We start from the raw sequence: 23,287 nt of genomic DNA on the forward strand, positions 1-23,287 counted from the left end.
CCGCCTGATCTGGCCGCCCCGCTCGTAGAAGGTTAACGAGGGGTAATGCGGGCATGATTTCGGCTGACACGGTGCAAGCGGACGGCTTGCAGACGAATTTCGACCAGTTGCTGGCGACCAACAACATCCGGATGAGCGCTGCACAGCGCCGGCGGCTCGCATGGCTGTCCGAACGGCTCGGACGCGCAACCGTCCACCAGGCCGGTACGGTGCCGGGGCGGGACCATGGCGTCATCATCCTCGTCGAGCCGCCGAGCGGCCCCGCCGCCGAAATACTCTACCGGTCGCTTCGCGCCGATTGTGCGGTCGTGATCCCCTTCGGCGAGAATCCCGCCTTCGATTTCCTGAAGTCCAAGCTGACCGACTTCGGAACCGTCGGGCCGAGCTTCGACGGCCCGCACGAGATGTGGTGGGGCGGTCTCACCTGGCGCCCGATCGCGCCCGCGGAAGGTGCCCGATCCGAGGCAGCGCTGCGCGTGGTCTCCTGCTATCCCCGCGCCTGCGGCGACGATCATGCCCGCGCGCTGCAAGAGAAGCTGGCCGAATTCGAGATCGCCGCCGACGTCGTGCCGATCGACACGGCCGACGGCGCGCACATGCAGGCGTCGGAGAAATCCGCCTTCTTGCTGCGGATGTGGCAGGAGCATCGCGAGCCGCTGCTCTTCATAGAGGCCGATGCAGCGCTCAGCGAACCGCCACTGCTGCCGTCATCCCTCGCATGCGACATCGCACTCCACAAGTGGAACCGGTGGGAGATGTCGGCGCGCACGCTCTATCTCGGCCGGACTCCGGCCGCCGAAGCGCTGCTGCGCAACTGGCATCACATCGCGACCGCCTATCCCGCGGTCTGGGAGGGCTACCTGCTCGACCAGGCCTGGAGCCTGACGTCGTCGCAGATGGCGGTCGACACCGCGTGGCTGCCGCGCTCGTACCATGCGCCTGCTGAAGATGCCGGCACACCCCGCCACACCACGGTCGTCCACAATCTGCCGACCGACAACAGCGACCTTGGGCCCGATGCCGAATTCGGCGTCACGATGCGGGCCGCGCGGCGCGCCAGCCGCAGCGGCGGCCGCGACGCCATGATCGTAATCAAGTCGCCGGCCTCCTCGAACAACGCGATCACCGTGATCATGCGCGACATCGCGACCAGCGACGCGCGCGAAATGGCTGCCAGCATCGAGGCGGTCACCGGCGCGTTCGCCGCCGATTGCGGCGGGTTCGGCCGGCTCGAGCTCGCGCTTTGCCCCTGGCAGGACGATATCCGCGCGGCGAAATCGGCGGCCGCCAGCGCGAACAACCGGATCATCGAGATTGCGCCCTGGCAGGCATTGCCGGCCGATCTGTTCCGCACCGTGGGTCAATCCCGCGATGCCGGCAGCGTCCTCGTCATGACCGGGCAGCGCGGCTGAAACGACACAATAACCAGGCAAGAGAAGGACATCGACATCATGAAAACCATCATCCTTCTCACCGGCGTCGCCGACCAGCAATTCGCGCTCACCGAGCTGTTGAAGGCGCACAATCCGGCGCTGTCGTTCCGCTGCGCGGTGACGGCCGAGGACCTCGCGGCGATCGAGCCCGAGGTATTGCGCGAGGCCCGGCTGCTGGCGTTCACCACCAGCGTCATCGTGACTGAAACCATCCTGGCGGCGCTCGGCCACGGCGCCTATAATTTCCACCCCGGCCCGCCGCAATATCCCGGCTGGGCGCCGGCGCATTTCGCGCTCTATGACGGTGCACGCACGTTCGGCGCGACGGCCCATGTGATGGCCGCGCGCGTCGATTCCGGCCCGATCGTCGGAGTCGAGTCCTTCATCATTCCCGACAAGATCAGCGTGCGCGGGCTCGAGCAGATCGCCTATGTGCGGCTTGCCCATCTGTTCTGGCGGATGTCGCGCGATCTCGCATGCGATCCCTCGTCGCTGCAAGAACTGGAGATCGCCTGGTGCGGCATCAAGAGCACCCGGCAGATGTACCGCGACATGTGCGAGCTTCCCGCCGGCATCAGCGCCGGCGAACTGGCCCGCCGGATCCGCGCCTTCCACGACGACTTCCGCGCCATCCCGCTGACCGTCTCCGTACACAGCATCCGCTTCGAGCTGGCGACGACCGCCACGCAGGCGCCCGAGGCACCGCAGGTGGTCTCACCGCCGCTCGCTGCTGCCTCCTGAAGCGCGACGAGATCAGGTTGAAGCATCACCGCGCTTGCGCTGTTTAGGCATGATCCTTTCGGAAAGGCGCGCCACACCTCTCTGGATCATACTTTAATGCCGCCAGGGCTCTCCCTGGGGATCGGCAAGCATTCCGTTCACGAGCGCTTCGGCCCGATGCAGCAGCGGCTTCGTGCCACTGCTCGATGCAATCGCAATCGCTGCGCGCAACTTATGCAGAATGGAAGTCCTGTCGTTCTCGTTTGACGCCGGCGATACCGTCGCCTCTGCGAACAGCGCCTCGGCTTCGAGGCCGGAGAATCCTTGCTGCCGCGCGGTATTCCGAGCCTCTCGCAGCATGTTCAGCGCAGCCTGCACGTCGCCGAGCCGACTGAGAGCGAGTGCCAAATAGATCGAGGTACGTAGCACGATCGAGGTATAGCTCACCGACCTGGCGACCTCTCGGGCTTCGAGAAGCGTAACCCGCGCGTCTGAGAGACGTCCCTGTTCCAGATAGGCAATACCGAGATGGCAGGTGATGACCGGCACAAAGAGGCGAATTCCATACTTTTGTGTAATGGCAAAAGCGTCCTCCAGGATCGCCGCTGCTTCGCCAGGATTGCCCCGCCCGAGCGCCAGACAACCGCCGCTATAGCCCGCGCCAACGCGATCAAATGGCCTGTTGCTCTCATTGGCGATTGCTGACGCGCGTTGATGAAACTCGGTCCCGGTATCAATTTCTCCCAAGGTCGTGTGGGTCACGCTCTTCATCATGCAGGACAGCAGCTCCAGGGTTTTCGGCGTCGTCCCAGGCGGCGCGCTGGCATCCGGCCCGGACAGGCGGAGGCACGCCTGTCCCAGCATCTGCTCTGCGTCGCGATAACGCCCGGCAATGAAATAGGCTTGGCCAAGGCTGTATTGAGCGAGGTTGAGCCAACCGGGATTGCCCCACTCTGCCGCCAAGCGAGCAACCTCCTCGCCGGTTTCGATGGCCTCGATCGGCGTGCCGTAGAAGTTCTGCGCCCCCGACCTGACCGCCATCGCCGCGACCTTCCGCCCGATATCATCAATCGCGTTGGCGCGTCCCTCCGCGTCCCTTCCAAGGTCGAACCACTCGGCGACCTTGCCTGCGCTCATGAAGGCCGTGCGCGCCTCGATGCGAAGGTCGACCGCATCCGCTTCGCGCGAGCGAGCGAACGGCGTCTTGTCGAGCGCGGTCATCGCGATCTCGAAGTAGTTGGCTGCGTCGGCAAATGCCGATCTTGCCAGGCTCTTCCGCGCCGCAGTTCGGCCGTAGCTGAAAGCTTTCTGCCAGTCCTTTGCTCGCATTGCGTGATAGCAGAGCCTGTTCGGCTCATCATGCCAGCTTCCACTGCCCTCCAACGTCGCAAGAATGCGTGCGTGGACACCTTCACGCACTTTTTCGACCATCGAGTCGTAGATGACCTGGCGGACCATCTCGTGCGGAAACTCGAGCAATCGATCCGGCTCGATATCGATCTTCACCAGAAACTCCGAGCGGTCGAGAACCGCCAGGCAGCGCTGCAGCACGGGTTCGGGGAGGCCCGACGCCTCGCGCAGGATAGCTTCCGTCGCGCGGGGGCCTAGCGCTGCCGCTATCTGTAACAGGGAGCGCTCCTCCCTCGATACCCGATCCAGACGCGCTGCGATCACGCCCTGGATGCTGCTCGGAATTCCGAGATCGCCGACCGGACGCGCCAGCGCCAGATCGCCCCAATGCCCCCGCAGAATCCCGCTGTCCTTGAGGCCCCGGCAGACCTCTTCAATGAAGAGCGGCACGCTGGCCGTATGAAGCACGACGCGGCTCTTCAAATCGGCCATGTTCGCGGACCGCCCCAAGATGTCGTCCAGCATCTCCCGTCCTGCGTCCTCGCCGAGCGAACGCAACGCCGCAATTTCAGCGTTACAGCGCGCAACCCAATCCGGCATTCCGTTCGGCCTGCTGGTCAGAAGCACAAGAAGCCCGGGTACCTGCTGCGAAGCGAGTGCCGCCATGACGGTCTCGCTCGCGCGGTCGATCCAGTGCAGATCCTCGATGAGGATCACCGTGCGTCGGCGAACAACAAGGCTTTCAACAATCGCACAGCATGCTTCGCTGATCGTGCGGCCGCGCGCGTGCGGCTCCAACTCGCCCCATTCAGGATCCGATATCGAACGGTCCAGCACCGCGTCGATGGCCGAGCGCTGAACCCCTGTTAGGCGTGTCAGGACGTCAGTGTCGGCCGCCGTGCCCTCCAGGATCGAGAGCATCAGGGCCTTTAGCGTACTGAACGGCGCGCCTTGAAGATTTGGGCTGCATTCGGCGTGGAACGGTAGCCAGCCCTCCCGGGTGAGCTCATCGACGAACTCGTGCACCAGCCGCGATTTCCCGATACCGGGGTCACCAATCAAGAGCGCCGTTTGCCGGTTCGGGCCGGCGTCCTGCGCCAATCGCCTGAGCAGCGCGGTCTCATTCAGCCGGTTGACGAACCGCGCAACGCTTCGTGCCCTGCGTACCCGCCAACTGGAGACGTCGGTTGCACCCGTCACGCGATAGATCGGCAAAGCCTCACTAAACCCTTTGAGCTGCCTGCGTCCGAGAAACTCGAACTGAACGTTACCTTCAGCGAGCTTCTGGCAGGCTTCGGATGCGTAGATCTGATTCGGTCCAGCAGCCGCTTCGAGGCGCGCGGCCAGATGCTGTGCGGCGCCCCCGATCTCATAAACCTTGGAATATTCGCTGGCGACCATGTAGGCCACGACACGCCCCGAATGGAGCCCGACCCGAACCTGGAGCCCCGAATCGCCCAAAGCGGCGACGCGTCGAACGAGCTCGATCGCAGCATGGCACGCAAGCGGCGCGTGGTTGTCATCAGCAATCGGGGCGCCAAATACCGCGGCGAGCCCATCACCCAATTCCTTGCTGACGATTCCGCCAAACTGGCGCACCGCGCCGCGCATGGCGGCCAGGGCCGGCTCCAGGCGGGAGACCGCCTCTTCCGGATCCAGGTCTGCTACGAGCCCCGTGGAGTCGACCACGTCGGCGCGAAGGATCGTCACAAATCGCTGTTCGCTGTCGGGATCGACGCGCTTGGCTACGGCGGCACCGCATTGGGCGCACCAATTGTCGTTCGCTCCGATCGTCGATTGGCATGCAAAGCAAAGCATTCCTGCTCTCAAAGGCTGCTGCGGTCTCGCCAGCTCAGCATCCCGGTGAGCAGCTTAGAGTAGAGATTACCCATCGGGACATGCTTATCAATCCGGACGTGCAGTCCGTCTGCACCCGCGCCAACCCGAGAGGTTGCTCAACTGGACGAAATACAGTCTTGAGTGGTAGGTCGAGACGCGAGAAATCAAACGGCGCAACTCGAGCCGTGCGACAGATTTCGTTCGACGTCCCCCGCGTTGCATAACTTATGTATAGCCAGAACAAGCCAAAGTTGTAATGAAAGGGAAATCCTATGGGCGGAAGAGTATACAATAACCAGCAGTTCAAAGATCATATCAACGCGCACTACTATCCTTTGGACAACATGATCAAGAGCGTCGCTATACTTAAGGCGTCGGATCTCATCGACATCGAGACGCTGGAATATGGTCAATACCAGCCGATCCTGTCGCCCAGGCACCAGTGGCCGGGCGGGAGCGGCAAGCTGTGGCAGAAGGAGATGGGCAAGGCGCGCCTTGACCTTGCCACTCAAGCAAGCACCGCAGCCCTCTCCAAGGACGAGGCCGGCGTCGTACCGCTGACGAAATGCGCGCTGATGGATGCCGCCGTCCGCAAGTGCTTCAACTCCCAACCTCCGATCCCGATGAAGATCGATGTGAAGGAGAAGGACAAGAATGCGCCGAACGCCGATCGACACGACATTCTACTGACCTGGGAGCACGCCAACGGCGACAATCAGCCGCCAACGCTGCTGCTGCTGACGATGGTCTGCCCGGCCTGATCCGCGATCGCAGGCGGCACTTTCCGCGCGACGGTATTGCACCTCACGCGGCTGCCTGCTGGCAGCCGCATCAACCTTGGCCCACCGCCGATGCCGTGGGGATGATCTATGACGCCGGGCGGCGCTGCTGCAACAGCGCCCTCACCGCACGCTCCGCGGCGCGAGCGGAGCCGAAATAGCCTCCGTCGAGGCCATCAAAGGCGCGATCCGAGGAGAAGAAGCAGAAGCCTCTGGCGTCGCTGACGACAATACCCGCGGTTCGATCCGATACTTCGATGACGTAAGCTTGGGACATATGGGCTTGGGACATGCGTGCTCGATCGCCGGATGACGGCGCTCCTGTCTGATTGTCGGGTGCTTTGGATTTTTCTTAAGCGATCAACAACAGACGCCGGTCGCCGCCGAGACGCAGCGATGCTGCATGCGGCTTCGCATGTCGGACATCAAGCTGCGGTGGTAATGTCTCATGGCAGTGACCTTGAACAACGCGGGTTAGCGCGGATCAATATCCGGCCGAATCGCACCGCGGTCAATGAAATGACCGACCAAAGATCACGGCCCGGCGCGATGCCTCATTCGCGACGACCGGGAAAACAGCATGGTTTTGGTGATGACGGTCGCGGTCCGCCGAATTGGCCGACCTTGGCCGGGTACCGTGCGTCCTGGTGCCCGGCCGCGCTCGCTCAGGGCAGGATCGGCGGGTGATAGGTGAAGGTCGCCATCAGGATCGCGGCCAGCAGCATCACGATCGGGAAGTGGATGAAGAACTGCACCGACGTGTAGCCGATCAGATCCTTCGACTTCAGGCCGAGGATGCCGAGCAGCGGCAGCATCCAGAACGGGTTGATGAAGTTCGGCAGCGTCTCGGCGATGTTGTAGACCATCACCGTCCAGCCTAGATGCGCGCCGATGTCGTTGGCCGCCTTCATGATGTAGGGCGCCTCGATGATCCACTTTCCGCCGGCCGACGGCACGAAGAAGCCGAGCAGCGCTGAATAGATTCCGACCAGGAATGAGAACACGGTAGAATTGCTGGAGGCGCCGACGAACCAGTGCGCGATCGTGTCCGACAGCGTGGTGCCGCTGCTGTTCGGCACCTTGGTCAGGATTTGCGCGATACCGGCGTAGAACGGAAACTGCAACAGCACGCCGGAGACGCTCGGCATCGCCTTGGAAAAGGATTCGATCAGGCTGCGCGGCCGCCAGTGCAGCACAATGCCGAGAATGAGGAAGACGAAATTATAAGTGTTGAGCCCCGACAGCGTGATCAGCGGATTGCCCGACTGGAACGTCTGCCACAGCCAGCCGGCGGCAAGCAGCGCGATCAGGATCGTCAGCAACGGACTGAACTCCAGCCAGTCGCCCGGACGGGCCGGCTTCCTGGCCTCGATGCGATCATCGCCGAGCGCGACGCCGAGGTCTTCCGCCGTCTTGGCCTGCTCCGGCGCCGGCGTCGTGAAATAGCAGATCGCCGCCGACACGACGCTCACCATCGCGACGGTGACCATGTTCTGCCAGGTCAGGATGGTTTCCGAGAAACCGATCACGCCGGTGATCGGCAGAAGCGATGCCGGAATGCTGCCGGCATTGGCCTGGAGCTGCGCGGCCGATGACGTGATGCCGAGGGTGAAGCCGCAACCGAGCCCGAGATAGCCGGCCGCACCGGCTGCGCGATAATCGAGCCGGATATCCGTGCGCCGCGCGATCTCCCGCACCAGCAGACCGGAAAAGATCAGGCTCAGGCCCCAGTTCAGCAGCGAGAGGAAGATGCTGAGCATCCCGACAAAAACCACCGCGCCGCGTCCGGTCTTCGGCACGTTCGCGAGCCGCGCCAGCACGGCCGCGACCGGTGGCGACATCGCCACGACGTAGCCACCGATCGCGACCAGCGCCATCTGCATCGTGAACGGAATCAGATTCCAGAACCCATCGCCGAACGCACGGCTGACGGCGAGCGGCGAACCGCCATGCAGGATCGCGCCTGCGGCAACCGCGATCACGGCGATCAGGACGAAGACATACGCATCCGGAAACCAGCGCTCGGCGAACACCACCAGCGCCTGCGAAAAGCGCGCCATGATGTTGTCAGCGACAGGTTTTCGCAGGTTCATGGTCTGGTCGTGCGTTGCATTCGTCATCAATCTGATCCCCTTCCGGTGATGCGGTTGGCCTTCAATCGTGTTTGGTCATCAAAGCGCGAGCGTGAGATCGGTGAGCGGCACGGCCTGGCAGGTGAGGCACTGGCCCTCGCTCGCATCGACTGGGCCGAGATGGGTGAACTCCCCATCGACGACCTCGACCGCGCAGCTTTCGCATTGCCCGACACGGCAGCCGCTCGGCAGCGCAACGCCTGCCGCACTTGCGGCGTCGAGCAGCGTCCCCTGCTCCGGTCCCCACGAAAAACTCTGCTTGCTGCCCGCAAGCCGGATGGTTCGTGGCGCAAGGTCGCTCGGTACCGACGGCGGCGACACGAAGCTTTCGGCGAAAATGTCGAACCGCGGGATACCAAGCACCACCGCGGCCTCGATCTGGGCCGTAACGAAGTCCGGCGAGCCGCAGATGTAGACCAGCGGCCGGCGCGCCAAGAGCGGCTTGACTTGTTCGAGATCGACCCGCCCCTTGCGCAGCGAATGCGCGTCGACCGGGTCTTGCGCGAGCGGGGCCGAATAGAACGTCATTCGCGTCAGCTCCGGCGTGTAAGCTTCCAGCTCGGCGAGCCGCTGCGCGAACGGATGCTCGCGGCTGCTGCGGCAGCCGTGCAGCAGCAGGACCTCGGCAACGCGGTCCTGTTGCGCCACCTGTTGCAGCGTCTCGAGATGGCTGATGAACGGCGTGATGCCGATGCCGGCAGCGAGGAAGACCAGCGGCCGCGGCCCCTTCAATGGCGGCGTGAAAATGCCGCCCGGCGGCTCCAGCAGAACCTCGTCTCCAACAGCGAGACCATGCAGCCGATCCGGCATGAAGAACGGTGCATCGCCGCCCCGCGCCTCATTGAGGAAACGTCCCTTCACTGCGATCGACAGCGCTTGCGGCAGGTTGCCCGATCCGGTCAGCGAATAGGCCCGCGCCTCGGTTGCGCCGGGCAATGCGGTCATCACATGTTGCCCCGGCAGGAAATCGGGCAGCGGACCGCCGTCAAGCGGCCGCAGGCTGAGGGCGATGACGTTATCGGCCTCGGCCATGCGCTCGCCGACCACGAACCGCCGCTGGCCGCTCCAGACGCCGCGGCTGGCCACGTCGTCCCGCCTGATATCGCAGACAATCGCACGCAGCGGAACGGAGCCGCTGACTGGATCGCGCGCATCGTCGTGCAGCACCGCGTTGATGTTGTGCGTGAGGATACCTGATGTCGCGGAACGATCGCGGCCGAGCGGCGGACAATCTTCCCACCAGCCGAATTCGGCGACGACGACCCGCGCGTCGAGCGCCGCATTGAGGCGTACCTTCAAGCGCACGGCACCGCCTTGTGTTTCCACCACGGCCCAGTCGCCTTCCACAAGTCCGCGCCGCTCGGCGAGTTGCGGGCTGATCTCGACAGCCGGATCGGGCGACTTGCGCCGCAGCGAGGCGACGTGCCGCCAGGAGGAGTGAATGAACCAGCCGCTCTTGGCGGTGGAGAGTACGAGCGGAAAGCGTTCGTCCGCCGCTGTCGTGAGCGGGCTGCCGACCGGTTCGACATGATCGGGCAATGGGTCATGCCCGTGTCCCAGCATCAGCTCCGAATAGATCTCGACACGGCGTGTCGGCGTCGCAAAGCCCGCCGCCGTTCCGTCCTCGCGCGTGATGGCGTATTTTTCATCGCGAAAGACCTGCGGGAAGCGGCGTCCTTCAGGATGTTCGCGCAGATCCTCGACATCGATGCCGAGCGGTGCCAGCTGATAATTCCAGCCGGCCTTGATGTCGCCGCCGAAGAACAAGTTCCCCATGCCGAGCTTGAGCGCGAGTGCGGCGGCGATCTCGTAATCGGCCTTCACTTCACCGATCGGCTTGACCATGCGCGGACGAAACTGCACGGTCTCGACAGCTTGCTGCGTGATCTCGAACCCGATCTTGAGCGCGTCGCGTTCCCACGGCGTGCTGGCCGGCAGCACGAAATCGGCGCTCTCCGCGGTCGGGTTCATGAACATGTCGACATGAACCTGGAATTCCAGCGCGTTCAGCGCCGCGCGATTGCGCTCCGAATGGCCCTGCGACACGACGAAGTTAGTGCCGAAGGCGACCAGTGCGCGCACCCGGTAAGGCTCGCCCTCGAGCACGGCGCGGCTGAAATCGCGCGCCGTGATCCAGCCCTTCGCCGGCGGGCCGAGCGGCAGTTCGGCAAGGCCGAGCGCCTTGGCCTGCTGCTCCGGCGGGAGGATGTTGTAGTCGTTGAGGGGGCGTGTCGGCGGCGGCACCGGCCAGCGGTTGCCGCCGGGCCGATCGCACGCGCCGGTCAGCGCATAAAGCGACGCAATCGCGCGCTCGATCGCGGTGGCGTTGGTGTGCTGGCCGACGCCGGTCCAGGAATGATAGGCAAGCCGCGGCCGGGCGGCGAGCAGCGCATTGAAGGCGTCGATGTCCTCGACACGCAGCCAGGTCAGTTCCGCCACGCGCGCCGGCGTATAGGGCGCGGCGCGCTCGGTCAGCAATTCGAACGCGGTTGCCGCCGATATCGTCCGGCCGTCGCGCGCACGGATCGACAGCGCGCCGCGCAGCTGGCCGCCGCGCTCCGGTGCGTAACGGGTGTCGCAAGGCGCCGGCGAGCCCTGTGCATCGAGACGAACGAAGGCCTCAGGTGCGCCATCCGGCCATAGCGCGTCGGCGCGCAGGAAGCGCCCGGTCGCGCGATCGACCAGCAGCGATCCATTGGTCCATGCATCGACGAAATCCGCATCGAAGCTGCCGGTCGCGATGAGATGACGGATCGCCCCCATCGCAAGTGCGCCATCGGCGCCGGGTCGAATCCGCAGCCAGAGATCGGCCTGCTGACCCGAGCCGTTCGGTTTGGGATCGACGACGACGACCTTGGCGCCGCGCCGCCGCGCGTCGGCGATCCGTGTTGCCTGGGCGAGCCAGGTGCGCGCGGGATTGTGGCCCCACAGGATGATCGCATCGGCATTGTCGTAATCAGGAAAGCCGATGCCGCGACCGAAGGTCAGCGCGTGCGCGTAGTCCTTGTGCCAGCCGCAGATCTCGACCGCGTAGATCAGGTTGGGACTGCCGAAGCCGCGGATGAAGCGCTCGACCCACTCAAAGCTGTCGACCATTGGCGTGCCGCTCGGCGTAGTGACGCCGAACGCCACCGCCTCCGCGCCGCTCTCGGCCCGGATCCTGCCGAGCCGGTCGGCGATCTCGGTCAGTGCCTCGTCCCACGACACCTCGACCCAGTCCGGATCGGCGGCATCACGCGGCCGGGTCCGCTTCAAGGGCACGGTCAGACGACGCGGGCTGGCGACGATTTCGGGGGCGGCCCGGCCCTTGGCGCAAAGCGCGCCGCCGGTCGGGTGGTTATTTAATACCTCCACGCCGACAACGCGTCCGTCCTCGACCACGGTGACGGAACCGCAGCGCGAGCGACAAAGTGTGCAATAGCCGGATAGCCGCTGTTTCACCGCCGTCTCATCATCAAGTCAGCCGTTGTGACGCATGCTTGTAATGCGTTACACATTTACGTCATACGCTACCGGCCGCGTCAAGGCTAAGTAATAATCAGGGACGAATCGGAGCTCCCGGCGAGAGGCACCCATGGACCAGAATTTGCGCGAACAGGTGCTGCAGCGGGTGCGCGCCGAGATCATCTCCGGGCAGAGCCTTCCCGGCACGATGTATTCGGTGCCGTCACTCGCGGCGAGCCTCGGCGTCTCCTCGACGCCGGTGCGCGAAGCGCTGCTCGAGCTCAGCCGCGGCGGCCTGGTCGAGCCGATGCGCAACCGCGGCTTCAAGGTCGTGGAGCCGTCGCTGACCGAGTTGCGCAATTTGTTCGACATGCGCGAGGTGCTGGAGCTGCACGCCGCCGTGCTGGTCGCCGCCAATCCTCCAAAGGATCTACCGGCCGTGCGCGGCTGGGCCGACCAGATCGCGAAGGCCGTCGAGACCGACGACGTCCAACTCTATCTCGAAGCCGACCGCAACTATCATCGCGAGTTCATCGCAGCCGCCGGCAACGAGCTCTTGACCGACATGGTGATGGGCCTGCGCGACAAGATGCGGCTCTATGGCATCAGCTCACGCGCCGGTCTCGAGCGGCAGCAGGCCTCGGTGCCCGAGCACTACCGGCTGATCGAGCTCGCGCTCGCCGGCGAGACCGAGGCGCTGCCGACCCTGCTTCGCAGCCACATCCGCTCCTGGGAGCCGATCTTCGTCGACGCATTGATGCGCTCGAAGGAATATGCGCGCGAGCCGCTGCGGCAGGCGCGCGGGTAACGCGTGGAGTGCGGTCGACAGCCGGTTGCAGTGAACCGCTAGTCCAGAATGCTCTTGTAGTGCTCCGAGAAGACATCGCGGCCGATGATCAGCCGCATCACCTCGGAGCTTCCCGCCAGGATCCGATTGACACGCGCATCGGTGAACATGCGGCTGATCGGATATTCATCCATGTAGCCCGCGCCGCCGTGCAGTTGCACGCCGAGGTCGAGCATCTTCCACTCGACTTCCGACGACATCATCTTGGCCTTGGCGCCCATATTGCTGGTCAGGCGTCCGGCATTGTGCTCGGCCACGCAGTGATCGACATAGACCTGCACGAGGTCGATTTCGGCATCCATCTCCGCCATGCGGAACTGGGTATTCTGCTGTTCGGCGAGCGGCCTGCCGAACAGCTTGCGATCCATCACGTAGGCGCGCGTGATGTCGAACGCCTTGCGGCCGTTAGCGATCGATCCGACCGCGGAGATCAGCCGCTCCTCGGCAAGGCCTTCCATGAGGTAGTAGAAGCCCCTGCCCGGCTCTCCCAGCACGTTGGCCTTGGGCACCTTGACGTTCTGGAAGAACAGTTCGGCGGTGTCCTGCGCCGGCATGCCCATCTTCTTGAGATTTCGGCCGCGCTCGAAGCCCTCCATGCCGCGCTCGACGATCACGAGCACCATCGCGTGCTTCTTCTCGGCGCCTGCGAGCCTGGCGGCCACGATCACCACGTCGGAATTGATGCCGTTGGAGATGTAAGTCTTCGAGCCGTTGAGCAGGAAATGATCGCCCTTGTCTTCCGCCGTCGTCCGCATGCCTGCGAGGTCCGAGCCGGCGCCGGGCTCGGTCATCGCGATCGCCAGGATGGTCTCGCCGCTGACGCATTTCGGGAGGAAGCGGTCGCGCTGCTCTTCGGTGCCGAAGCGCTTGAAATAGGAGCCGACCAGGCGGCTGTGCAGCGTGTTGAACCAGCCCTTGCAGCCGGAGCGCGCGGTCTCCTCGATGATGATCTGCTCATAGCGGAAGTCCTCATCGCCCATCCCGCCGTATTTCTCCTCGGGCCAGATCATCAGGAAGCCGAGATCGCCGGCCTTCTTGAACGCGCTGCGGTCGACGATGCCGGCCTCCCGCCACGCTTCCATATGGGGCGTGATCTCGCTGGCGAGGAACTTGCGATAGGAGTCGCGGAAGATGACCTGGTTTTCGGTAAAGCTGCGCATCATTCACCCAATAGCGCTCTCAAGCGACGTGCAAACCGGCGCGTGCGGCGAAGCACTGACAAAAAAATCGGAGCGCCGGTTCTGCTTCAATCAAAACCGACGCTCCGTCATTGAAATAGGCGGCGCCTTACTTGCCCTTCCAGTTCGGCGCGCGTTTTTCTGCAAAGGCCGCCGCACCCTCGCGGGCATCTTCGGATACGAAGACGGGAGCGACGATCTCCTGCTGCTTCTTCCACATCTGGTCTTCCGGCCAGAGCCGGGATTCCACGATCACCTGCTTGGATGCCTTGACGGCAAGCGGGCCATTGGCACCGATCGCGGCGGCAAGCTCGAGCGCGGCGTCGAGCGCCGGGCCATCGGTCACGCGATTGATGATGCCGAGCTCGTAGGCGCGCTGTGCGCCGAAGAACTCGCCCGTCAACGCGAACTCCATCGCCACGCGGAACGGCATCTGGCGCGGCATCCGGATCAGCCCGCCAGCCGCAGCAGCCAGCCCGCGCTTCACCTCGGGAATCCCGAACTTGGCGTTGCGGTTCGCGACGATCATGTCGCACGACAGCGCGATCTCCATCCCGCCGGCGAGCGCGTAGCCGTCGACGGCCGCGATCAGCGGCTTCTTCGGCGGCGCCTCGGTGAGTCCGGCGAAGCCACGGCCCGGGATGGAGGGCCGCTCGCCCTTCAGGAACCCCTTGAGGTCCATTCCCGAGCAGAATGTGCCGCCGGCGCCGGTGATGATGCCGACGCTGAGGGCATCGTCGGCGTCGAGCCGGTCGATCGCCGCGGCCACGCCCTTGGAGAGGGCGAGGTTGGCCGCGTTCTTGGCTTCCGGCCGGTTCAGCGTGATGATCAGGATAGGTCCGCGGACTTCAGTGAGGACCGGAGTTTCTTCGGACATCGCTTTCGTCTCCTGTTGCCGTGCGCTTAGCGCGGAGCCATGCGAATCGCGCCATCGAGGCGGACGTCTTCACCGTTGAAGTAGCCGTTGGTGATCATGGTCAGCGCCAGCTGGGCATATTCCTCCGGCATGCCAAGACGCTTCGGGAACGGCACCGACGCGCTGAGCGCGGCCTTGACGTTCTCCGGGGCGCCCTGCAGCAGCGGCGTGTTGAAGATGCCCGGCAGGATGGTGTTGACGCGGATGCCTTCGGCCATCAGGTCGCGCGCGATCGGCAGGGTCATGCCGACGACGCCGGCCTTCGAGGCCGAATAAGCCGCCTGTCCCATCTGGCCGTCCTCGGCCGCGACGGACGCGGTGTTGACGACAGCACCGCGCTCACCGTGCTCCAGCGGGGTCAGCGACAGCATGCCCTGCGCCGACTTGGCGATGCAGCGGAAGGTGCCGACGAGGTTGATCTGGATGATGCGGTTGAAGGCGTCGATCGGGAAGTGGGTGGGTTCACCGGTCTTCTTGTCCCGGCCGGCGGTCTTCACCGCGTTGCCGGTGCCGGCGCAGTTCACCAGGATGCGCTCCTGGCCGTGGGCTGCGCGGGCCTTGGCGAAGCCCGCATCGACCTGCTCGTCGGAGGTGACATCGACCTTGCAGAACACGCCGCCGATTTCCTTGGCGATGGCTTCACCCTTCTCTTCGTTGAAGTCGAAGATCGCGACTTTCACGCCTTGTGCAGCCAGCGCCCGCGAGGTGGCTGCGCCGAGGCCGGAAGCGCCGCCGGTGACGACGGCGGCGACCGATGAATCGAGTTTCATGGCAATATCCTTTCGCGATCAGATGCGTTCGATGATGATGGCCGGTGCCATGCCGCCGGCGGCACACATGGTGACGAGACCATAACGTCCGCCGCTGCGCTCGAGCTCGTCGAGCGCCGTGCCGATCAGGATCGATCCGGTCGCGCCGATCGGATGGCCGAGCGCGATCGAGCCGCCGTTGATGTTGACCTTCTCGCGATCCAGCTCAAGGTCGCGGATGAACTTCTCGGCGACGACCGCGAAGGCCTCGTTGATCTCCCAGACATCGATGTCGTCCTTGGTCAGGCCGGCCTTGGCGAGAACCTTCTTGGCCGCCGGAACCGGCGCGTTGAGCATCAGCGTCGGATCGTCACCCTGATTGGCGTAAGCCACGATCCGGCCGCGCGGCTTGAGGCCGTGCTTCTCGGCATATTGCTTCGACGTGATCAGGACCGCGGCGGCGCCGTCCACCACGCCCGAGCTGTTGCCGGCATGATGCACGCCCTTCCACTCGAGGCCGGGATAGCGGCGCTGGATCTGCTTCTTGAACGTCACGCCGTTGCCGAGGTCGAAATCGGAAAGCTGCTCGAAGCTCGGCTTCAGCGAAGCAAGGCCTTCGGCCGTGGTCTCGGGGCGCGGGAATTCTTCGCGGTTGAGGGCGACGCTGCCGTCGTCGTTGAGGACGGGGATCACCGACTTGGCGAAGCGGCCTTCATCGATCGCCCGCTTGGCGCGCTGCTGGCTGACCAGCGCCAGAGCATCGCAGGCCTCCCGGCTGATCCCCTCACGCGTGGCGATGGCGTCGCCGCATACGCCCTGGTGCGACTGCGGGTGAATCTCGTCAAGCGCCGGATTGCCCGAACCCATCATTCGCGCCGGCTGCCCTGCCTTGGAGCGCTCGGCTGCGAGGGTCTGCTGATAGCTCATCATCTCGGTACCACCGGCGATGACGCAATCCTCCATCCCCGACATCACCGAGGCTGCCGCGAGGTTCACCGAGGTGATGCCGCCGCCGCAGAAGCGATCCAGCGTCGTGCCGCTGGCGTTGATGTCGTAGCCGGCGGCGAGCGCCGACATGCGTCCGAGATCGCCGCCCTGCTTGCCTTCCTGGGTCGAGGTCGACCAGATGATGTCATCGACGGTCGACGTATCGAGCTTGTTGCGCTCCTTGAGCGCGCCGAGCACGGTTGCGGCCAGTTGCTGCGGATGCAGATGCGACAGCGCACCCTTGCCCGGCTTGCCGATGCCGCGCGGCGTGCGGACCGCGTCAATGATGTATGCTTCAGACATGCGTTTCCCTTTGCTTTGGATGTTTCTTGACTGTGGGCTCGTGCCGATTGGTCCCGACCGTTTGCGCTGGGTCTTCTGCCCCGGAACAAGCCGAGGCGTCAGCGGTGTGGCGTGACCGAAAGCGGCACGGCAACCGGCTTGCGCTGATCTTCGAAGTATTCGAAGCGCGAGTTGATCAGCATGGACGGTTGTGCCGTTGCGCGCTCCCGCTCGTCGGCGCAGACGGGCTTGTCGCACCCCTCCGCAAACAACGGGGCGCCGGGCGCGGCGGCGTGCGGACCGAGAGCATATTTCTGCTCTTGCGGCAGGTAGATCAGTTGGCCGATCTGGGTGAGCGTCAAGGTGAGACGGGAGACCGTCGATCGGGGAAGACCGCAGCGATCGGCGATGTCGCGATTGCCCAGGCGTATGCTTCGACCTTCGAAGCAACGCACGATGTCGAATGCGCGCGATACCACCTGTATCACGCGCCGGTTGTCCGTGCCGGCGGTGTCTTGCGCCATCAGTACCTCAGATCGACGTCCCATCGTTTACGCCTCACTCCTCATTTGTCGTACGGGTGAATGAAGCCCACCCTGGCTCGGGCAGGCCGCGCCGATCCGCGACATCGCTGTCGAGCGCGCAACGCCGAGCGGCGCACGCGTGAACGGAACTGCATGCGGAATCTGACGGCAGCGATCGGCGCACGCCGCGTCGCCGCCCGTGAGGATCGAGCCGGCGCTGTGCCATGCCCGAGCGGCAACGAATGCGGCATGCTGGACAAGGCCATTTCCGCCCTGTTCGAGGCCGATCCGCATGGCGCCGACGGGCGCCTGGTATTCCAGCCCGGTGAAGCCGCAACCGCGCGGGGCAAGCAGCTTCGGATATCGACGGCCGGCCGGCATCAGGCGGATTCTTTCCCTAGGGTTTCAGACCTTAATTAATTGATTAATTAGTCAGGTGATTAAAGTGGCCGCTCCCCCCTGTCAACCGTCCTCGCCGCAGGGCGCCCCGCGCTCGGGTCGCACCTCACGCATCGCTCAAGCTGCTCGGGCCGGTTTATCGGAACAGCAGCTGCCGATCCGTTCGTGCCGAACGTCGGACCGGTGCTGGACGGTGATCGAGCGAGATGCCCGGTACAAGCGACCGCCCACAAGCGCCGAGACGCAAATGGGGCGTGCGACAGACCAGCTTTCGTCGTTCGATGTGGCGCGCCCATGCGGCTCCCGCTCCGCAAGCACCGCTCAGATCGAAATGCCGTCGCTGATCGGGGATCGCTCCGAGAATGAATTTCCGTTGTCGGTTCGACGAGCGAAGCAACCGTTCAACCGGCATGGTTCGACTCATTGATTGCAAACTGGACGCGTCGATCATGGTTCGCGTTCGAGATGGGCAAAGACGTGCTATCTTAGCGGGACGACTATTCGACGGAGGCTTTATGCGTCTCGCATCCTCTTGGCTTCACACCCTCGGTCGCATGACCCGACAACTGCAGCGGTGGCGCAGGAAGCTCGCCCACGCCGCACATCCCGATGGACAGCGCGATCTACACGAGCTCTTCCTGTTCAGGCCGCATGGCTAGTTGAGCCGGTCGCGCACGGCGCGTGCTGCGGTTTCAGCTGAGCCAAGACACTTGCTGAAGACACACGCGGCCAACGTTCTCGCCGTGGCCGCCTGTCCACGTTTCCCCGGCATCCACAACCAATGCGCCGAACTCGCTGCCCTGCTCTCCCGCACCGAAGAGACAGGGCAGCACCCGCTCCGCCGTGAACTGACGCGCGTTTAGCTGCTGAAGCCGGCCGGAATGAAGGCCGGCAGCTTGTCCTCGATGAATTTCTTCACCTCGGGCGAGTCGAAGACCTGGATGAAGGCCTTGAGGCGCGGATCATCCTTCTTGTCCGGCCGCGCCGTGAAGCGCAGCACCAGCCCGTCATCCACCGTGCGATCGATCAGCAGCGCCGATTTCGGATCGCCGCCCGCGGGGATCAAGTAGGTGATGTTGACGAGTGCGAGCGTGACGTCGTCGAGCGAGCGATAGGTCTGCGCAGGATCGAGCTCGACGATCTTCAGATTCTTGGGGTTCTCGATGATGTCGAACCGGCTCACCGCGAAGCCCTTGCCCGGCGTCAGCTTGATCAGGCCGGCCCGCTCGAGCAGGATCAATCCACGTGCGCCGTTGAGCGGCTCGTTCGGGATCGCGACGCTGTCGCCGGATTTGATCTCGTCGAGCGACTTGATCTTCTTCGAGAACAGCCCGACCGGTGCGATCACGCCGACCTTGTCGACCTGGACCAGATTGAAACCGCGCTGCTTGTTCTGAATCGCAAGATAAGTTCCGTGCTGGAACAGGTTGGCGTCGACGTCGCCGCTGTTGACCACCTCGTTCAAGGCGACCCAATCGGACAGCTCGATGACCTTGACGTCCTGCCCTTTGTCCTTGGCCAGTTTGGCGGCGAACGCCGCGAGTTGGCCGACCGGACCGGCGCTGGTCGCGATCTTGAGAGGTTCGTCGGCGACGGCGCTCGCCGTCAGGGCAAGGAGAACGCCTGCCGCGTGCGCCAGGCGCAACAATGTCTTCATCATCACAATCCTGTTTCGATTTACCAAATGCGATCACGCCGCCTTGCGGGCGCTGCTGCCTGCCTCGGCCTGGGCTAATGCCTGAACGAGGTCGGCGATGATGTCGTCAGGGTGCTCGATCCCGACCGAGAGCCGCACATAGCCGGGCGTGACGCCGGCCGCGATTTGCTCCGCACCGGTAAGCTGCTGGTGGGTGGTCGACGCCGGATGGATCGCGAGCGACCGCGCATCGCCGATATTGGCGACATGATAGAACAGCTTCAGCGCATCGATGAACCGGCGACCGGCCTCGACACCTCCCTTCAGCTCGAAGCCGACCAGCGCGCCATAGCCGCCCTTCAGGTAGGTGTCGGCGCGGCGGCGATTCTCCCCGTCCTGCAATCCCGGGAAGATCACATGGGAGACGCTGGGGTGCCTGGCCAGGTACTCCGCGACCTTGACGGCATTCTCATTGTGCTGGCGCAGCCGCAGCGGCAGCGTCTCGAGCCCCTGGATGAACTGGAAGGCATTTTGCGGCGCGATCGCTGCGCCGAGATCGCGCAACAGCTTGACGCGCGCCCGCAGGATGTAGGCGATCGGACCGAGCGGCTTGGCGGCCTCCGTCCAGATCGCACCGTGATAGGCGGCGTCCGGCTGCGCCAGCAGCGGAAAGCGCTCGGCGTGCGCCGCCCAGTCGAAATTGCCGCCATCGACGATCGCGCCACCGATCGACGTGCCGTGGCCGCCGATATACTTCGTCGTCGAATAGACCACGATCGCGGCACCATGCTCGAACGGACGTGCGATCAACGGCACCGCCGTGTTGTCGAGGATCAGCGGCACGCCGAGCGAGCGGCCGATATCGGCCACTTCCCTGATCGGGAACACGTTGAGCTTGGGATTGGGCAGGGTTTCGGCAAAATAGGCGCGGGTCTTCGCATCGGTGGCGCGGCGGAAATTCTCGGGATCGGCCGGATCGACGAACCGCACCTCGATGCCGAACTGCTTCAGGGTTTGCGACAGCAGCGTCCAGGTGCCGCCATAGAGATCGGTCGAAGAGACGATGTTGTCGCCGGCCTGAGCGATATTGAAGATGGCAAAGGCTGACGCGGTCTGGCCTGACGCCACGGCAAGCGCGCCGACGCCGCCTTCCAGCGCAGCCAGCCGCTCCTCGAAGACGTCCGCCGTCGGATTCTTGATCCTTGTGTAGATCTGCCCGATCGCTTCCAGCGCGAACAGCCGCGAGGCATGGTCGGTGTTCTCGAACTGGAACGAGGTGGTCTGATAGATCGGAACCGCCACCGCACCGGTCGCGGGATCGGACCGGTAGGACCCGCCATGCAGGGCGAGCGTCTCGAGATTCTTCGTTTCGACCGGCATTTCGCACTCTCCTGGGATCGGTGAACCACGCGTTGCAAAGGCGCGAAATGATGCGCAGCGACTTTGCTGCTGTCGAGATGTCCAGGAAAATAGCGATGGACGTGCTGACGTCTCGCGGAGCGACATCCTGAATTTTTCAGACGAGACATCCTGCACGACGCATTTGTTTCGTGTGCCGGCGGCCGGTGCGGGCGCGTGAGATCGCGGCTCGCACGGTGAGTGATGGCGCGCAGTTGGAGCTGCATCAACGCGTCCACCCCGCCTGCGCGTATCAATGAGCGTAACTTGCTATCGGAGAATTCCGCCGCAGCAGGATTCTTGCGCAGACCGTTCGAATAGAAAACAAAGTCGCGCAGGCAAACTGTTACGTTGTCCCGACACGATCACTGTCGGAACAGGTCGATGGCAAAATCGAGAGAGCTTCGCTTCAACGCGTTCAACATGATGGCGCCAAGCCACAACTGGGCCGGCCTGTGGTCGCATCCGCGCGACACCTCGCTCGACTACAACTCGCTCGATTACTGGGTCAATTATGCGAAGACCGCCGAGCGAGGACTGCTCGACGGCATCTTCCTGGCTGACGTGTTCGGCATCTATGACGTCTACGGCAACAATCCGGACACAGCACTCCGTCACGCCGTTCAACTGCCGAATGCAGAGCCGACCTTGCTGGTGTCCGCCATGGCGCTGGTCACCAGGCATCTCGGTTTCGGCATCACGTCCAACCTCACCTATGAACACCCCTACCAGCTCGCGCGCCGCTTCTCGACGCTCGATCATCTCACCAACGGGCGGGTCGGCTGGAACATCGTGACCGGCTATCTCGATAGCGGCGCCCGCGGCATGGGCCTCGAGGCGAACCGCGCCCATGACGAACGCTACGAGGCGGCCGAAGAATTCCTCGCTGCGAGCTACAAATTATGGGAGGGCAGTTGGGAGGATGACGCGGTGCGCCGGGACCGCGCGGCTCGCATCTTCACCGATCCCTCCAAAATCCATCCAGTCCGTCATCAAGGGCCTCACTACAAGGTCGACGGCATTCACCTTGCGGAGCCCTCCCCGCAACGCACGCCGCTGCTGTACCAGGCGGGCACCTCGAAACGCGGCCGGGCCTTCGCGGCACGGCATGCCGAGGCAATCTTCCTCAACGGGCAGACCAGGCCTATTCTCGCCAGCGCGGTCCGCGACATCAGGAGCGCCGCTAAGGAGTTCGGGCGCGATCCCTATGATATCCGTCTCTTCGCCGGCGCGACCGTGATCGTCGCGCCGACCCGGGCAGAAGCCGAAGATCTGCTCGCCGACTATGCCGCACATGTCGACCAGACCGGGCAGCTCGCACTGCTCTCGGGCTGGACCGGCATCGATTTCTCGACCTATCGCCCCGATCAGGCGGTGCAATATGTTGAGAGCAACGCGATCCAGTCGATGGTGGAGAACTTCACCCTGCGGAGCGATCGCCCGGTCAAGGTCGGTGATCTTGCGACGCTGAGCCGCGTCGGCGCCCGATCCCCCTTCGTGCTCGGATCGCCCCAGGATGTGGCGGACGAGCTGATCGCCTGGGCGGAAGACACCGACGTCGATGGCTTCAACCTGTTCCGCCTCGTCGCGCCCGAATCGCTCGACGCCTTTGTCGACCTCGTGGTGCCGGAACTGCAGTCACGTGGCGTGTACAAGACGGCCTATCGCGAAGGCACGCTGCGGGAAAAGCTGTTCCCGGAGCGCGGACCGCGCCTTCATGCCACGCATCCCGGCGCAGGCTACCGGCACTTGCCCTCGAACGCAGTCCGCTCCGACGCCGCCGAATAAGGTCACGGCCTGACTTCGGCCGGCGCGTTGTCGCCGGCCGCGGCTACCAGCTCGGCAGCACGGCGCCCTTGAATTTGGTCAGGACAAATTCCTTGACCTCCGCCGTGTGATAGCTGTCCACGAGGATCTTGACCCACGGCTTGTCCTTGTCCGCGGCGCGAACCGCGATCAGGTTGACGTAAGGCCCCTTCGGGTCCTCGCGCAGGATCGGGTCCTTGACCGGATCGAGGCCGGCCTGGGTCGCATAGTTCGTGTTGATCACTGCGGCATCGACATCGTCGAGCGCACGAGGCGCCTGGGCCGCATCGACTTCGACGAATTTGAGCTTCTTCGGATTGTCGGCGACATCCAGGACTGTCGGCTTGAACCCGACGCCGTCCTTCAACTTGATCGCACCCTTGTCGCGCAACAGCAGCAGAGCGCGGCCGCCATTGGTGGGATCATTCGGGATCGAGATCTTGCCGCCGTCCGGAATCTCCGCCCAGTTCTTGTGCTTCTTGGAATAGACGCCGATCGGGAAGTTGACCGTCAGCCCCACCGCCTCGATCTTGTAACCGCGATCGGCCTTCTGGTTGTCGAGATAGGGCTGGTTCTGGAACGAATTGGCCTGGATATCGCCGGCGTCGAGCGCGGCGTTCGGCACCACATAGTCGGAGAACTCGACCAGCTGGATGTCGAGCCCGTTCTTTGCCGCGATCGGCTTCACGGCCTCGAGGATTTGCGCATGCGGCCCCGGCGTCACGCCGATCTTGATGGTCTCCGCCGCGACAGACGCCGACCAGAGCGCAAGCACGCTGGCAAACGCTACAATGGAACGAAACGACATTTGGGTCTCCACTGGAATTGTCAGTATTGCAAAAGGGCGCCGAAGAGATCGTGGCCGGTC

Annotated in this window: 17 protein-coding genes and 1 pseudogene; 6 read left to right on the forward strand and 12 right to left on the reverse strand. The window is 64.2% G+C overall.

Annotated features, from left to right (window positions below; all coding sequences use genetic code 11):
• Window positions 1-53: 53 nt before the first annotated feature.
• Window positions 54-1,412, forward strand: coding sequence for a hypothetical protein (locus AAFG13_RS13220; RefSeq protein WP_342712266.1), 1,359 nt, complete (start codon window positions 54-56; stop codon window positions 1,410-1,412).
• Between the two features lie 36 nt (window positions 1,413-1,448).
• Window positions 1,449-2,174, forward strand: coding sequence for a formyltransferase family protein (locus AAFG13_RS13225; RefSeq protein WP_342713332.1), 726 nt, complete (start codon window positions 1,449-1,451; stop codon window positions 2,172-2,174).
• A gap of 93 nt (window positions 2,175-2,267) precedes the next feature.
• Here AAFG13_RS13225 and AAFG13_RS13230 read toward each other — a convergent pair whose 3' ends face one another.
• Window positions 2,268-5,321 carry an adenylate/guanylate cyclase domain-containing protein gene (locus AAFG13_RS13230; RefSeq protein WP_342712267.1) on the reverse strand — a complete coding sequence of 1,018 codons (3,054 nt, stop codon included), beginning with the start codon at window positions 5,319-5,321 and terminating at the stop codon, window positions 2,268-2,270.
• 365 nt (window positions 5,322-5,686) lie between these two features.
• Here AAFG13_RS13230 and AAFG13_RS13235 point away from each other — a divergent pair, with 365 nt between their 5' ends.
• Window positions 5,687-6,103, forward strand: coding sequence for a hypothetical protein (locus tag AAFG13_RS13235; protein WP_342712268.1), 417 nt, complete (start codon window positions 5,687-5,689; stop codon window positions 6,101-6,103).
• Between the two features lie 106 nt (window positions 6,104-6,209).
• On the opposite strand, the gene AAFG13_RS13240 is transcribed toward AAFG13_RS13235, so the two are convergent.
• The 3 genes from AAFG13_RS13240 to AAFG13_RS13250 all read right to left on the reverse strand — a co-directional run bounded on the left by AAFG13_RS13240 (window position 6,210) and on the right by AAFG13_RS13250 (window position 11,694).
• The gene (locus tag AAFG13_RS13240; RefSeq protein ID WP_249143258.1) at window positions 6,210-6,413 is read right to left on the reverse strand and encodes a hypothetical protein; all 204 of its coding nucleotides are present in this window, start codon (window positions 6,411-6,413) and stop codon (window positions 6,210-6,212) included.
• A 373-nt stretch (window positions 6,414-6,786) separates the two neighbouring features.
• Window positions 6,787-8,241, reverse strand: coding sequence for a TIGR00366 family protein (locus AAFG13_RS13245; RefSeq protein ID WP_342712269.1), 1,455 nt, complete (start codon window positions 8,239-8,241; stop codon window positions 6,787-6,789).
• Between the two features lie 51 nt (window positions 8,242-8,292).
• Window positions 8,293-11,694: a molybdopterin-dependent oxidoreductase gene (locus AAFG13_RS13250; protein ID WP_342712270.1), complete on the reverse strand. Its 3,402-nt coding sequence runs from the start codon at window positions 11,692-11,694 to the stop codon at window positions 8,293-8,295.
• Window positions 11,695-11,827: 133 nt separating this feature from the next.
• Here AAFG13_RS13250 and AAFG13_RS13255 point away from each other — a divergent pair, with 133 nt between their 5' ends.
• A complete protein-coding gene (locus AAFG13_RS13255) occupies window positions 11,828-12,505 on the forward strand; it encodes a GntR family transcriptional regulator (protein ID WP_342712271.1) in 678 nt (225 codons plus the stop codon).
• Between the two features lie 38 nt (window positions 12,506-12,543).
• Here the strand turns inward: AAFG13_RS13255 and AAFG13_RS13260 are convergent, their stop codons facing one another.
• The 5 genes and pseudogenes from AAFG13_RS13260 to AAFG13_RS13280 all read right to left on the reverse strand — a co-directional run.
• Complete coding sequence (locus tag AAFG13_RS13260; RefSeq protein WP_342712272.1) at window positions 12,544-13,704, reverse strand: acyl-CoA dehydrogenase family protein; 1,161 nt, start codon at window positions 13,702-13,704, stop codon at window positions 12,544-12,546.
• 127 nt (window positions 13,705-13,831) lie between these two features.
• The gene (locus AAFG13_RS13265; protein ID WP_212310333.1) at window positions 13,832-14,599 is read right to left on the reverse strand and encodes a crotonase/enoyl-CoA hydratase family protein; all 768 of its coding nucleotides are present in this window, start codon (window positions 14,597-14,599) and stop codon (window positions 13,832-13,834) included.
• Window positions 14,600-14,625: 26 nt separating this feature from the next.
• Complete coding sequence (locus AAFG13_RS13270) at window positions 14,626-15,408, reverse strand: SDR family NAD(P)-dependent oxidoreductase (protein ID WP_342712273.1); 783 nt, start codon at window positions 15,406-15,408, stop codon at window positions 14,626-14,628.
• Between the two features lie 18 nt (window positions 15,409-15,426).
• Window positions 15,427-16,677, reverse strand: coding sequence for an acetyl-CoA C-acetyltransferase (locus AAFG13_RS13275; protein ID WP_342712274.1), 1,251 nt, complete (start codon window positions 16,675-16,677; stop codon window positions 15,427-15,429).
• Between the two features lie 263 nt (window positions 16,678-16,940).
• A pseudogene (locus tag AAFG13_RS13280) lies at window positions 16,941-17,204 on the reverse strand (helix-turn-helix domain-containing protein); the annotation flags it as partial.
• A gap of 225 nt (window positions 17,205-17,429) precedes the next feature.
• On the opposite strand from AAFG13_RS13280, the gene AAFG13_RS13285 reads away from it, so the two are divergent.
• A complete protein-coding gene (locus AAFG13_RS13285) occupies window positions 17,430-17,600 on the forward strand; it encodes a hypothetical protein (protein WP_212310337.1) in 171 nt (56 codons plus the stop codon).
• 838 nt (window positions 17,601-18,438) lie between these two features.
• Here the strand turns inward: AAFG13_RS13285 and AAFG13_RS13290 are convergent.
• Both AAFG13_RS13290 and AAFG13_RS13295 read right to left on the reverse strand, forming a co-directional pair.
• Window positions 18,439-19,236: a MetQ/NlpA family ABC transporter substrate-binding protein gene (locus AAFG13_RS13290; protein WP_342712275.1), complete on the reverse strand. Its 798-nt coding sequence runs from the start codon at window positions 19,234-19,236 to the stop codon at window positions 18,439-18,441.
• Window positions 19,237-19,269: 33 nt separating this feature from the next.
• Window positions 19,270-20,595, reverse strand: coding sequence for a PLP-dependent transferase (locus AAFG13_RS13295; RefSeq protein WP_342712276.1), 1,326 nt, complete (start codon window positions 20,593-20,595; stop codon window positions 19,270-19,272).
• A 402-nt stretch (window positions 20,596-20,997) separates the two neighbouring features.
• Between AAFG13_RS13295 and AAFG13_RS13300 the strand changes: the two genes are divergently transcribed.
• Window positions 20,998-22,401 (forward strand): LLM class flavin-dependent oxidoreductase, encoded by a 1,404-nt coding sequence (locus AAFG13_RS13300; protein ID WP_212310340.1) that lies wholly within the window; start codon window positions 20,998-21,000, stop codon window positions 22,399-22,401.
• A gap of 43 nt (window positions 22,402-22,444) precedes the next feature.
• Here the strand turns inward: AAFG13_RS13300 and AAFG13_RS13305 are convergent, their stop codons facing one another.
• Window positions 22,445-23,227 carry a MetQ/NlpA family ABC transporter substrate-binding protein gene (locus AAFG13_RS13305; RefSeq protein WP_342712277.1) on the reverse strand — a complete coding sequence of 261 codons (783 nt, stop codon included), beginning with the start codon at window positions 23,225-23,227 and terminating at the stop codon, window positions 22,445-22,447.
• Window positions 23,228-23,287 lie beyond the last annotated feature (60 nt).

The sequence above is a fragment of the Bradyrhizobium sp. B124 genome (genome assembly GCF_038967635.1).
GTDB lineage: Bacteria > Pseudomonadota > Alphaproteobacteria > Rhizobiales > Xanthobacteraceae > Bradyrhizobium.